This window comes from Streptomyces sp. NPDC006365 (assembly GCF_042870755.1).
GTDB lineage: Bacteria > Actinomycetota > Actinomycetes > Streptomycetales > Streptomycetaceae > Streptomyces > Streptomyces xiangluensis.
Map to the genome: position 1 here is coordinate 22,528 of NZ_JBIAHS010000036.1, position 12,975 is coordinate 35,502.

At 67.7% G+C, this 12,975-nt stretch carries 9 protein-coding genes and 2 pseudogenes; 3 read left to right on the top strand and 8 right to left on the bottom strand.

What is annotated here, in order from left to right:
• Positions 1 to 323: 323 nt before the first annotated feature.
• The 4 genes from ACFYO0_RS45910 to ACFYO0_RS45925 form a co-directional block, all read right to left on the bottom strand.
• A complete protein-coding gene (locus ACFYO0_RS45910; RefSeq protein WP_388688275.1) occupies positions 324 to 1,514 on the bottom strand; it encodes an ABC transporter ATP-binding protein in 1,191 nt (396 codons plus the stop codon).
• A 50-nt stretch (positions 1,515 to 1,564) separates the two neighbouring features.
• On the bottom strand, positions 1,565 to 2,398 hold the full coding sequence (locus ACFYO0_RS45915) for a carbohydrate ABC transporter permease (RefSeq protein WP_388688278.1): 834 nt from the start codon (positions 2,396 to 2,398) through the stop codon (positions 1,565 to 1,567).
• A complete protein-coding gene (locus ACFYO0_RS45920) occupies positions 2,398 to 3,357 on the bottom strand; it encodes a carbohydrate ABC transporter permease (protein ID WP_388688280.1) in 960 nt (319 codons plus the stop codon). The genes ACFYO0_RS45915 and ACFYO0_RS45920 overlap by 1 nt, the downstream gene beginning before the upstream one ends.
• A 70-nt stretch (positions 3,358 to 3,427) precedes the next feature.
• Entirely contained in the window at positions 3,428 to 4,636 is a 1,209-nt protein-coding gene (locus ACFYO0_RS45925) for an ABC transporter substrate-binding protein (protein ID WP_388688283.1), read from the bottom strand.
• Positions 4,637 to 5,127: 491 nt separating this feature from the next.
• Here ACFYO0_RS45925 and ACFYO0_RS45930 point away from each other — a divergent pair, with 491 nt between their 5' ends.
• Positions 5,128 to 7,080 carry an SMI1/KNR4 family protein gene (locus ACFYO0_RS45930; RefSeq protein ID WP_388688286.1) on the top strand — a complete coding sequence of 651 codons (1,953 nt, stop codon included), beginning with the start codon at positions 5,128 to 5,130 and terminating at the stop codon, positions 7,078 to 7,080.
• A gap of 71 nt (positions 7,081 to 7,151) precedes the next feature.
• Positions 7,152 to 7,253 (top strand): annotated as a pseudogene (locus ACFYO0_RS45935) (DDE endonuclease); the annotation flags it as partial.
• Between the two features lie 212 nt (positions 7,254 to 7,465).
• Here ACFYO0_RS45935 and ACFYO0_RS45940 read toward each other — a convergent pair.
• Together ACFYO0_RS45940 and ACFYO0_RS45945 are read right to left on the bottom strand one after the other, a co-directional pair.
• Positions 7,466 to 8,470 (bottom strand): hypothetical protein, encoded by a 1,005-nt coding sequence (locus ACFYO0_RS45940; protein ID WP_388688289.1) that lies wholly within the window; start codon positions 8,468 to 8,470, stop codon positions 7,466 to 7,468.
• Positions 8,471 to 8,616: 146 nt separating this feature from the next.
• Positions 8,617 to 9,420 (bottom strand): WD40 repeat domain-containing protein, encoded by an 804-nt coding sequence (locus ACFYO0_RS45945; RefSeq protein WP_388688291.1) that lies wholly within the window; start codon positions 9,418 to 9,420, stop codon positions 8,617 to 8,619.
• A 148-nt stretch (positions 9,421 to 9,568) separates the two neighbouring features.
• On the opposite strand from ACFYO0_RS45945, the pseudogene ACFYO0_RS45950 reads away from it, so the two are divergent.
• A pseudogene (locus ACFYO0_RS45950) lies at positions 9,569 to 10,692 on the top strand (hypothetical protein).
• Between the two features lie 29 nt (positions 10,693 to 10,721).
• Here ACFYO0_RS45950 and ACFYO0_RS45955 read toward each other — a convergent pair.
• Entirely contained in the window at positions 10,722 to 11,636 is a 915-nt protein-coding gene (locus ACFYO0_RS45955; RefSeq protein WP_388688293.1) for an IS982 family transposase, read from the bottom strand.
• Positions 11,637 to 11,721: 85 nt separating this feature from the next.
• Positions 11,722 to 12,660 (bottom strand): MerR family transcriptional regulator, encoded by a 939-nt coding sequence (locus tag ACFYO0_RS45960; protein ID WP_388688296.1) that lies wholly within the window; start codon positions 12,658 to 12,660, stop codon positions 11,722 to 11,724.
• Positions 12,661 to 12,975: the final 315 nt, after the last annotated feature.

The following is a 12,975-nucleotide window of genomic DNA, read 5'->3' on the forward strand; positions in this document are numbered from 1 at the left end:
TCAGGGCATCGGAATGGGGTGTCTCAAGACATCGGCATGACCTCGCGTGCAGGGTCGGGCGATACCGAAGAGGCGTCTGGTGATCACTGCTGTCGTCGTTGAGGGCCGCACCCAGGGCGAGGTCGCGCGGTCCCACGGAGTGTCACAGGGCTGGGTCGCCCCCTTGCCCTCCAGAAGTACGGATCACCTACATTATCGGCGCATAACAGACGCAATCCGGGCGTGTGTTGTGCGTCGACAGCCCTCCCCGTGCACCATTTCCGGGACGCCTGCGCAGTCCACAAAGACCAGCCCCCTCTGGCCGCGCCCTGTGCGGTGCGTCCTCAGTCCGCCCTCACTGGATGCGTAAGGTTCGCTCCGGTCGCCGGGTTGAACACGTGGGCCTTGGCCATGTCGACCTGCAGCTCCACGGGTTCGCCCTCGCGGGCACGCGTGGCGGCGTCCAGGCGGGCCACGATTTGTTGCGCGGCCTTGGCGCCGGTGTCACGCAGCCCCGAGTCCGTGGCGAGCTCCTCCAGTTCAGTTGTCGTCGCGGGCCCGCCCTCCGCGGTGAAGTAGACGTACACATCGGAGCCCAGCGACTCCAGTACCTCCACGGTGGCGGTGAAGGCCGGGCCCTTCCGATCCCGGCCGTGCGCCAGGGCCACGTCCTCGAATGCCTCCGGTCGCAGCCCGATGATGACCTCGCGGGGCGCGTTCTGCCGTTCCAGTGCCTGCCTCATACGGTCGTCGAGGGGCAGATCGCCTACGGGGGAGCGCAGGACGCCGGCCTCCAGGGTGGCGTTCAGGAAGTTCATCGCCGGGGAGCCGATGAAGCCCGCGACGAAGATGTTGCGCGGGGAGTCGTACAACTCGGCGGGTGCGCCGATCTGCTGGACCAGGCCCTGCCGCATGACCACGACCCGGTCGCCGAGCGTCATCGCCTCGGTCTGGTCGTGGGTGACGTACACGGTGGTCGTGCCGAGGCTCCGCTGCAGCCGGGAGATCTGAGTGCGCATCTGTACGCGGAGTTTGGCGTCCAGGTTGGACAGCGGCTCGTCCATCAGGAACGCCTTGGGGTCACGGACGATCGCCCGCCCCATGGCCACCCGCTGGCGCTGGCCTCCCGAGAGGTTGGCGGGCTTGCGGTCCAGGTGCCCGGTCAGATCAAGGATCTGGGCGGCTTCCTCCACCTTGGTGTTGATGGTTGCCTTGGCCACCTTGGCCAGGCGCAGCGGGAAGCCCATGTTCTCCCGGACGTTCATGTGCGGGTACAGGGCGTAGCTCTGGAACACCATGGCGACGTCGCGTTCCTTGGGAGCGAGGTCGTTGACGACTCGGTCTCCGATGCGCAGGGTGCCCTCTGTGATGTCCTCAAGTCCGGCGATCATGTTCAGGGTGGTGGACTTGCCGCATCCGGACGGACCGACCAGGATCACGAACTCGCCGTCGGCGATGTCGAGGTCCACGTCCTTCACGGCGAGGGCCCCGTCGGGAAAACGTTTGGTGACTCCCTCAAGGATGATCTCGGCCATGGGTGGTGCCTCCTTGCCTTCATGCCTTCATGCCTTCCGGGTCGGCCCGTTCACCCCTTGACTGCCCCGGAGGTCAGTCCGGCGACGATCCGCCGCTGGAAGAACAGGACGAAAACGATGATGGGGATGGTGATCACCACGGCGGCGGCGGCGATCGACCCGGTGGGCTGCTGGAACTGCGAGCTCCCGGTGAAGAACGCGATCGCGGCGGGCACGGTGCGCGCGGACTCGGTGGAAGTCAGCGAGATCGCGAACAGGAAGTCGTTCCAGCAGAAGATGAACACGAGAATGGCGGTGGTGAACACGCCCGGCGCGGCCAGCGGCACGATGACCATCCGGAAGGCCTGTGCGGGCGTCGCCCCGTCGACCTTGGCGGCCTTCTCCAGATCCCAGGGGATCTCCCGGAAGAACGCCGACAGGGTGTAGATCGCCAGCGGCAGGGAGAAGGTCATGTACGGGATGATCAGCCCGACCCAGGTGTCGAAGATCCCCACGATCCGCTCGATGTTGAACAGCGGTGACACCAGGGAGATCGGGGGGAACATGGCGATCAGCAGTGACATGCCGATGAGCACCCGCTTGCCGGGGAAGCGCAGCCTGGCCACCGCGTAGGCGGCCATGGTGCCCAGCGCGACCGCGATCACCGTGGCGATCAGGGCGATACCGATCGAGTTGATCAGTGCGCGGGTGAACTCCGAGGTGTCGAAGATGCCCCGGTAGTTCTCCAGGGTCCAGTCCCGGGGGATGTAGTTGCCGTCCGTGAGGGTGCTGGGATCCTTGAACGACAGCGCGGCGATCCACCACACCGGGAACAGGGCGTACAGCACCACCACCACGTTCACGACACCCCATCGGGCGGCATGTGTCTTTCCTACCGCGGCCATCAGCGCTTCACCTCCGCGCCCGGTGCGGCGGCGCCGAACAGTTTGACGAAGGTGAAGGCGATGATCGCGACGCAGATGAAGATCAGCACCGAGATCGCCGACCCGATGCCCAGGTTCAGCCCGGTGAACAGGTTGTCGTAGCCGAGGATCGACAAGGAGCCCGTGTCCTGGGCGCCGGCGGTCAGGATGAAGATGTTGTCGAAGATCCGGAAGGCGTCCAGGGTGCGGAAGAGCAGTGCCACCAGGATGGCCGGTTTCATCAGCGGCAGCATGATCTTGGTGAAGCGCTGCCAGGCGGTGGCACCGTCCACCATGGCCGCCTTCAGGGTCTCCTCGGGCACCAGCGCGAGGCCCGCGAGCAGCAGCAGGGCCATGAACGGCGTCGTCTTCCACACCTCGGCGAGGATGATCAGCCACAGTGCGGGCCATTGCTCGGTCAGGGGGGCCTCTCCGCTGGGCAACAACTCGGCGAGGTAGCCGAGCTCCGGGGTCCAGGCGTACTGCCAGGAGAACGCGGCGACGACGGTGACGATCCCGTACGGAATGAGGACTGAGGTGCGTACGGTGCCGCGCCAGAAGATCGTGCGGTGCATCACCAGGGCGAGCCCCATGCCGAGGACCAGTTCGATCGCCACCGACACGGCGGTGATGAACAGCGTGACCCAGAAGGCGTCCCACCAGAACGGGGAGGACAGCACCGCCCCGTAGTTGCTCAGGCCCGCGAACTCCGCCCGTCCGGGGAAGCGCAGGTCGTACCGCTGGAGGGACAGATAGACGGCATACCCGATGGGGTAGGCGGTCACGGCGATCATCACGACGACAGCGGGCGCGCAGAGCAGCCAGCCGAGCCGTCGCTCCTGCCTGGCGCCCGCCGAGAGTGCCGCCCGGTCCGGCCCCGGCTGCTCCGTCTCCACCTCGGGGGGCGGCGGAGCTCCGGCCGGTTGCGACCGCGTGCTCATCTCGGGCCGCCCGAGGACGAGACCCGCGCACTGCGGCGCCGACTGACGGAGTGGTGCGGGAGGTGGTGGTTCACGGGATCACACCCTCGGATCGCAGGGCAGCGTCGATCTGTTCCCTGATGGTGTCGACCGAGCTCTCCGGTTTGATCCCGGACGGCGGAGACAGCGTGTGGGAGACCGCGATCGACACGTTCTGGTAGGCCGGAGTGAGCGGGCGCACGCTCGCCGACTCCAGGGCGGCCAGCACTTCCCTGGAGAAGGGGTACTCCTTCATGAACGCGGGATCGTCGTAAAGGGCGCGCAGGGTGGGCGGCAGGCCGCCCTCGAGCGCGGCGGTGAGCTGGTTCTCCCGGTTGCGCAGGCACAGCGCCGCTTCGAAGGCCAGGTCGGGGTGGCGCGAGTAGGCGCTCACCGCCAGATCGATGCCGCCGATGGTGGGCCGTGCCGGGCGGTTCGCGTCGACCCGGGGGTACGGCGCCCAGCGGAAGTTCTTGAACAGCTCGGGGTTGTTCGCCTTCATCGACGGATAGACGAACGGGTAGTTGAGCTCGAACGCCGCCACCCCCGACTCCATGGCGAGGCGGTTCTGGTCCTCCATCTGGTTGGGCAGGGAGGGGTCCGCGGCCGGGGACTTCGCCAGATCACGCATGATCCCGGCGGCCCGCACGGCAGGAGGACCGAGGGAGGGCTCGGTCACGCTCGCGTTGAGGATGGAACCGCCCGCACTGTTGATCAGCGTGTTGAACCAGACGGTCAGGCCCTCGTACTGGGCACCCTGGATCTCCACGAAGTGCGGTTTGCCCTGACGGGCGAGGGCGCCTGCCATGTCCAGCATCTCGGCCCAGGTCCTGGGTGGGGTGGGCACCAGGTCCTTGCGATACCACAGCAGTTGGGTGTTGGTGTTGTACGGGACTGCGTACAGCTTGCCCTTCCAGGTCGAGGTCTGCAGCGGTACGCGCAGCGTGCCCTCGACAGCCTGCTGCTTCGCCGCCCCCGTCCATTCCCGGATCCAGCGCGCCTCGGCGAACTCCGCCGCCCAGGTGACGTCCAGGCCCAGGATGTCGAGCGAGTCGTCCTCGGCGGCGAGTCTGCGTACGAGCTGCTGGCGCTGGCCGTCCGCGGCACGCGGGAGCTTGTTGTAGCTGATCGTGTAGCGGCCGCCCGACGCCTGGCTGCACCGGTCGGCCGCCTTCTGGAGCGCACCGGAGTCGTCGGGGAAGTTGTACCAGTTGAGGATGGGCCTGTCGGAGCCCTCGTCACTGCCACAAGCGGCGAGCACCGACGCCAGCAACGGCAGTACAGCGAACGCCCGCAGCCATCGCGTCCCTCTGGGACGTCCATTCTGACCCGAAACGGGCCGGCAGCCGCACCTCGCGTGCACGCGCTCCACACCTCGCTTCCGGACGGTGGCACGGGACTCGGACCTCGCAGCGTTTCCCTCCCGATGAACACTAAAGACCATATAAGGCAAGATCAAGAACATATCGCACTTAATCACTCAATAAGCCCCATTAGTGGGTCCGACTCAGCGAACCTGCGGGCAGGGAAGGGGGACGATCAACTGGGGCAACTTCTCCGGACTCGGCTCCCCCTCCGCAGGGTGCTCCGAACGCACCCGGAGGGGAAGCCCCAGCCCTCATAGGGTCAGGTCAGAGAGTTTGATGATCGCCCCGGAACCGCGCCTTGACCGAGTCAAGGTGCGTTACGTAGTCCGGACTCTGGCGCATCCTCAATCGAGCACTGTCAGTGGTGAGTGGCACCATCGGGCGTATGACGGACACCACAGCATTCGACTGGCAGTCCTTCCTACTCAGGTGGAGCGGGGAGTGGGCGGATTCCCTGCCGGACGGCGAGTCGCGGGGCAAGGACGACGAGACCGCGCGGCGGGCGCGCTGGCTGGGGCTCCCGCCCTCGTCCGCAGAGCGGATCGCAGCCATGGAGGAGCGCCTCGGCCGACGGATGCCCCCGTCGTACCGGGAGTTCCTCAAGGTCAGCGACGGGTGGCGGCACGCGGGCGGGTTCGTGTGGCTGCTGGCGGGGTCCCAGGACGCGCGCTGGCACAACAACGAGTCGGGACTCGCGGACATGTTCGAGGAGTACCTGGACGAGGACGCCGGGCCCGAGGAGCGGCGGGAGGCGGACCTCTGGCGGCGCGGGCTGCAGCTCGACGTCGAGTCCGACGCCACCCACGTTCTCATGGATCCCGAGGACGTGGACGAGGACGGTGAGTGGGCCGTGTACACGTGGGCGAGCTGGCGGGCCGCGCCACCCGAGCGGCACGCGAACTTCCTTGAGTTCATGCGGGACATGCACCGGGAGTTCCACAGCCTGCGGGCGCGCCCGAGCGACGGAGAGCCGGTATTCGCCAACGACACGACGCGAAAGCTGGACGCCCTGGTGGAGGAGGCCCGGTTGGAGGCGCTGCGCGGGGGCTGGGAGCGGGCCGCGAAGGCGCTGGACGAGGCCAAGGAGTACGGCAGACCGCGGGCCGCCGGGCTGGGCGACCAGATACACCGCCTGCTCGGACAGAGCTACATGGTGTACTTCGACGGCCTCGTGACGGACCCGCAGTACGCGCCCGAGCTGCTGCCACCGCTGGTCGCCGAGCGCGCGGCGCACTCGTACCGGGACGACTCCACGCTGAGGTTCCACCTGCGGGGCGCCGACGACGCCCTGGTGTCACTGGCTTACGCGACGCTGGATCAGGTGCGGAACGGCACGTACCGGTATACGGCGGCCGGAGCGTTCGGGGAAGCGGTCGAGCGGGCGCGGGAGCTGGCGCGGTGGGGGGACTCCGACGGGGCATGGCGCACACTGATGAACGCTCTGCCCCTGTGGGAGCCGCTGGGGCCGGACCACCTGGCGCCGCTGGGATGGGTGGCCGACCCTGTGCTCGGGCCGCTGCTGACCCAGGAGCGGGGCCGCGAGCTGCTGTCCACGCCGAGGGGCGGGCAGGCGGGTGAGGCACCGAGCACGACGGCCGGGCTCGACCCGGGCGACCTGGCGTGGCTCGCGGAGCCGGACCCGGGCAACAACCGCACGTCCTACCGGTTCGTCCTGGTGGAGGGGGTGGAGCCGGAGGAGTTGCCCGGACGTCTCGTGGACGGGGACGGCACCGTGCTGAACGAACCCATGACCCTCTGGGAGGCGCGCCGCAAGTCGCTGCACAACAAGAGGGAGTTCTCGTCCTTCGACGACAGGGCTCTCATGGCGGTCGGCCGGGCCGGCACCGGCTGGAGCTTCGCCTTCGAGGGCGATCCCGCCCCGTTCGACCAGCGGCGGTTCGTCTCCCCGGCCGCGGCCGCCAGCGAGGGCACCCGCGCGGTGGTGGTGTGGAGCGGCTTGAGGACATCGCACGGGGAGCCCTTCTTCCACCTCTCGATGGCGCAAGACGGAGCCGAACAGTACGCAACCACGTACGTGGACGGAGAGATTCGGCAGAACGGGGAGATACCACGGGCACTGGACCCGAGCCGGTTCTTCGGCGTCCTGGAGAACGGCGCCGAGGCGGAACGGTCGCTGCTCGAAGCGGTGACCGCGGAGTTCGGTGCGTCGCTGCCGCGTCATGCCATCGTGAACGGGCGGCTGCACACATTCACCACCCGTTCCTGGACGCGTCCGCCGAGGGACGGCGAGACGTATTCGGTGATCCGGATCGATAGGCGAGACGGGCGCCCGGCGGACAGCCGGCGGACGGGAGAGGACGGGCCGGGGAGCAGGTAGAGACCGGCGAGGCCGCGCAATGCTGTCCAGTCGAGAGCACGAAGCCCTGGGATGTCGAAGGGCGAACTACCGCCCGCACCTGGGCCCGCCGCGGGCAAACCCCGGTGATCCGGGTCCGCGGCCGCTCCCGGCGCCTCATCTCGATCGCCGCGCTGGCCTGCTATAAGCCAGGCGTGAACTGCCCGGTCTACTAGCCCGGTTGTCCGAGATCCCCAGGGCCCACTGGCAGCTACCCGGACCGGACTTCCACCGGCAGGCGGCAACGAGCTGACGACTCAAGATCAGCTACAGCACGAAGACCTCCGAGTCTGCTAGGCGCGCGAAAGCTTGAGGCGGGGCGGTCCTCACCGGGCTGACGTCCGACGGGAGGCCGACGCCGGGGGCTTCACTGCGCGCGTTCAGCGATGTCCGCGAAGGGTGCTGTGTAGTAGGACAGACGCATCTCGTATCCGGTGTCGCGGCCGGTGTTGGTGAGGGGCTTGCCGGTGGAGGTGGCGGCCCGCCAGATCCAGGGCTGGACGTGGGTAATGCGGGTACCTTCATGGACGGGCCCAGGGCGCAGAAGATCACGCACCTGGATGCGCACGGCGTCGAGCGTCTCCAGATCCTCCGCTGGGAGGTCCACACCGCGCTGACAGCGATCGCCCTGCACCCGTACCGCCACGCGCAGCACTCTGTCAGCCACAGGCGCCCGGTCCGATGCGGGAGTAGGCGCCGGATCGGGCTCTGTGCCGTTCGCGGAAGTCGCCGTGACGCTGGTGGGCCGGGGCATCCGTGGGTTCCGTGGCTGGTCGAGGGCGGGCAGGTATTCAGCGAGCAGCGCCGTGAGTTCCCGCTCTGCCGGATGGTCGGAGCGGCTCCATGCCGCCGCGATGTGCGGCAGGACGACTGGCCAGGCCAGGTGAGCGTAGCGGCTGCCCTCGGGCAAGGCGTGCAGATCCTTGGCAGGCATGGTGGGGGTGAGGTAGATCAGGTCGATCTGGTGGTGCGAGTAGTGGTGGCGGGCGAGGTCGAGGTAGCGCTCGCACTGGCCGGGGGTGTGGCTGCCGCGCTCCGCCTTCAGTTCGATCAGCAGCATCCGGTCGCTACAGAGCACGGCGAAGTCCGGTGAGCCGGCCCTCTCGTCGACATGGCGGCCGGGCAGCTCGAACTCGTCGACGAGCCGGGCGGGCTCCGGGTGTGGGGTGCCGAAGGCAGCGGCGTCGAGCAGTTGCAGGAAGCGTCGGCCCCGGTCGGTGGGGGTGTCCGTGAAGTTCCAGCCCTTGGGTTCGTGGCCGAACATCAGGCTGCTGAGCGCCCGCTGGACAACCGCCTCCCGGCCCTCACGCCGTTCGCGGCTGTGCAGGTCGGTCGAGGAGGGTATAGGTCGAAGCCCTTGGCAGCTGTACATGGCCGAGTCATACCGGCTCAACGCGGGGACGGCCAGTGACTTGGCGCGGTGAACAACCATCATCCGAAGACTGACCTCTTAGTACGCCCTCTGATGAGTGCCTGCTCCTGAAGTTGACATGTCAATAACGAGCGGCTGATCCAGGCTCAGTCCGGACACGCCGCGTGGGGTGGCTGATCCGGCATGTACACCGAACGTTCCTGTGCGGCGAGGTTGCGGCCGATGGTGCGGCAGATCTTGCTGACCGCTGTGGTGGGTGTAGATCGGTCCACGTTCCACCGGCGTACGGTTTGGTCTGCGCTGCCGGTTGCCATCGAGACGACCAGAGCGGTGTGTTCGGCAAGGCCGCCCTTGCGAAGACGGCCCTCCCTTGCGTCCCACAGTTTCACCCCGCCGTCAGAACTGCTGGTCGCCAGGGTGCGGCCGTCCGGACTGAACGCCAACGCGCCGACCGGGGCGGTGTGTCTGGGCAGACTTCGGCGCAGACGGCCGGCGACCGCGTCCCACAGCTCAGCTCCGCCGTCGAAACCGCCGGTGGCCAGAGCGCGGCCGTCCGGACCGAACGCCAACGAACTCACGTCATTGGTCTGCTCGGCCAGCCTTGCACGGATGCGCCCGGTGGCGGTGTCCCACAATTCCAATTTCTGTCCGAAACTGCTGATGGCCAGAGTGCGGCCGTCCCGGTTGAACGCCATGGGACCTGACCCAAAGGTCTGCTTGGCCAGTCGCTTGAGGGTACGGCCAGTGCTGGTATCCCGCAGTTCCACCGCGTCGGGGCCGACAATGGCCAGGGTGCGGCCGTCCGGGGTGGACACCGCGGCGAGATGGGCGTCCCCTCTGGGCAGGTTCTTGCGGATGCGGCCGGTACGGGTGTCCCACACCCGCATCGTGCCGTCGTTGTCCCCGGTGGCCAGGGTGCGCCCGTCCGGTCTGAACGCAACCGTGACCACAGCGCAGGTGCGAAGACCGTCATCTTCGGCCCTGACCCCACCACCGAGAGGAGCGCCGCGGACCGTGTGGAAACTCCCTGACGCCGTAGCCCAGCGTTTCCCGCTCGTCGCTCACCCCCACCCCGCCTGCCTCCCTCTGCCCCAGCGCGTGCACGCGCTGGCCGAACTCGCCGACACCGCGGCGAAGCTAGGCGACCCGAGCGTGGCCTCCACGGTCTACAACCAGGCCGCGTTGATCGCCTCCGACGTCGGCGCCCAGGACGTCGCCGACGCGATGTGCCACCAGCACGCCGCCGCCTACCTGCACGCCACCCCCTTGCCCGGCAACCGCAATCCGAGCCCTCGAACCAGTCGTCAACCTCGCGCGCCTCCAAATCCGCGCCGGGCGACACGACGACGGCCGCCAACGCCTCCTCGCGCTGTTCGACGCTGTCAGCACTGGGAGCCCCGACCAGGTCGAGGACATCGCCATACCAGCCGACCTGACCGCGTACGCCGAGGACCGCCACGAGATCCGCCCCTGGCTGTGGCGGGTCCTCCTCGCCGACGGAACCCGCGCCCTGACGACCGCCGGCCGATGGACTGAAGCCCTTGCCCACGTCGAGGCACACTGCGGCGTCGGACAGCGCATGCTCGACGGCCGCCAAGTCGCCGTCCTCGCCGCCCTCACCACAGGGAACAGCCTCGGCGCCAACCATCTCTTGGCCGTCACGGAGTCCGGGGAACCCTGGGAGATCGCCGTCACGGGCTGCCTGACCGTCCTGTGCCGCCAGGCAGCGGGCCTGGTGTGGCGGCGTCCCCTGCAGAACCGGGTGACCGCCTACCTCGAACGTCCAGGCGAGGATCACATGACCGTCTTCAACACGCGGCTGGGACTCGCAGTGCTGGACGTGATCCCCTCGCCCGACGACCCGGTTGCGCGTGTGGTGGTCGCGGAGTTGCACCGCCGGACGATGAAGGCAACCGATGGCTACGCCGCCCAAGAGACCCTGGCGCACCCGCCTTTTCACCGCCCTCGCCACCGATCGCGAGACACAGGACTGCCGTGCTCTCCTGCATGCCTGCGCACTGGGATCCGGATCGCTCCCCAGCGAGTTGCGCGGCCAGCTCGCCAAGGCGCTACGTTCGAGCGGCCACGTGATTCGAGAGAGCGTTGCCCATCTGGGGCAGGCATGCACAATTGGAAAAAATGATCTCGGGCGCGGCGAGTTGGAAGGCTCGTCACGTGGCGCTTCCCGGCAGCGGATACCGACCAGATCGGCGCCCAACTAGATGAATGAGTCCAAGGGGTGTCGTTGCGGTCAGTGATCGTAGGCCGTGAGTGATCGCTTGATGGGCTGTCCAGTTTGGTCGTTGTGCCAGATTGCCGCTGTGAGCGCGAGGATCCGGCACAAGACGCGGACTGCGACTCCTGCTGGGCTCTTGCCGCCGTGTAGTTCCAGGTCGAGTTGTCCCTTGAAGGTCTGGTTGATCGACTCGATGACTTGCCGCAGTGGCTTGAACAGGTGCGCGCCGGCCCGCTCGGTCTCTCCCTTGCGGGCCGGCCGCAGCAACTCCAGGTGACGCTCGGTGAGATCATGCTCGAACTCGCGGCCGTAGTAGTTCTTGTCGCCGATGATCGTCTGGCCGGGACGGGAGGCGGCAACGTCGGGCGCGGTGTCGAGCATGTCGCGCAGGGTCTCGCGCTCGTCGGCCTTCGCGCCGGTGAGCGCGAACAGGATCGGCAGGCCGCCGAGCGTGCACACCAGGTGCAGTCGCAGCCCCCAGAAGTACCGTGAGTGCGACGCGCAGTAGCCGTACTGGGCCCAGCCCGCCAGGTCCGAGCGTTTGGCCGTCTCGCGGGAGCAGCCGCAGCCGACCGGTGTGGAGTCGACCAGCCATACGTCGTCGCTCCACAGCGAGGTATCCGCCGCCAGGATCCTGATCACGCTGGTGACCAGGGAGGACGCGCCGCGCAGCCGTTTGTTGTAGCCGGACTGCTGGGGCACGTAAGGAAACAGGCGGCGAAAGTCCCGCCCGACGCGGCGAAGCCAGCGCCACTCAGAGGTATATCCGAGCAGCGCCGACATCACCGCGAGCGTGACCAGTTCGGCGTCACTGAGCGTGGGCGTGATTCCGACGGCAGGCCGCCACGGCGCCAGCCACGGTGAATCCTTCAACTCGTCGTCAATCCGGGCATAGAGTGCCGTTGCGAGGGTGTCCAGGTCGTTAGTCACACATCGACGTTGGACGCCCTCGTCTCATGTACGCAGGCGATCCTCTGGACTCATTCAGGTATCCGGGGCGTGCCCACTGCGGTGACTATGCGTCACGGTTATTTCGCAGGGCCTGGGTGAGCCAGGGGTACACCGGGATCAGGTTCGGTACTACCTGCCAGCCGTTGACGGTCCACACCAGCCGCCAGTATCGGTCTACCCGGGGATCGTGCGCCTCTTCGAACTGCTGGGCCATCCAGTCCCGGAATTCCGTGTCAGGGGTGCGCGCGAACACCTCGGCGAAGCGGTGCACGAGGTCGTCGATGATTGCTGCGCCCCTGTCGCCGAGCGGGTCGATGCTCGACTCCATGGCCTCGGCCACCTTCTGACGGGTGAACTCCATCAGCTCCTCGCCGGCATCGCATTCGATGTCGAGTGGGCGCCCGGCCGCCTGGCGTACGGCCGTCCGGCGCATCCGGGCACGGAAATCCTCGTCGCCGACCAGCTCGGCGAGCTCCACCCACGCGGCGACCTGCTCGCCGGTCGGATCATCGGGGAGGTCGGGAGTGGCAGCGCGAACCATGGCCACCGCGGCCGGGTCGGCATCCACTGTGCCAAAGGTGCCATCCACGAAATCGTCGATCAAACGTCGGCGTCCCTCGCCGGACAACTGCGTGAGCCTGTGCATGAGCTTGGTCTCCTCGGGACTGGACCCGCGGCTGGCCACGACTCGCAGAACGCTCCGACGCAGTCGCAGCATCCGGATCTGGACGTCCAAGGCGTCGGCGTGCGCCGCGGCGACTTCCGCCACCGAGAGCTCACGGTCCAGTACCCGTTGAATCGTGGCCAGGTCCATGCCCAACTCGCGCAGTGTGCACAGGAGCTCCAGACGAAGCATTGCGTCGAGGTCGTAGAGCCGATAACCGGCGGGACTACGGGTGGTCGGCGCTACCACCCCCGAATCGGAGTAGAACCGGATGGTCCTCACAGACAAGCCGGTCCGCCGGGAAAGCTCCCCGATCGAGTAGAGGGTCGTAACGTCCATGTCCCCCACTCTGCTGTCTCCAGTCGCTGGAGACTCAAGGCCATTCCTCAGCCGGGCCCCGACCCGGACGTCCACCGAGTCGCTGAAGCATGCGTCGCGTGCTCTCCGCTGACCTCCAAAATGAAACGGGCACGCCTTGCACGTGCTGGGCGGGCGATGGCAGCGACATGCGACACCACTCGCCGGCGGCCTACGGCTACGAGCCCTTGGACTCAATCGTCTAGTGGCTCGTCACGCAGCCTTGGCCGGGTAATCGACCCGCTGCCCGTGAGCCAGCAGACTGTCTCCAAGACCTGATCTTGGAGGTGGTTGTGG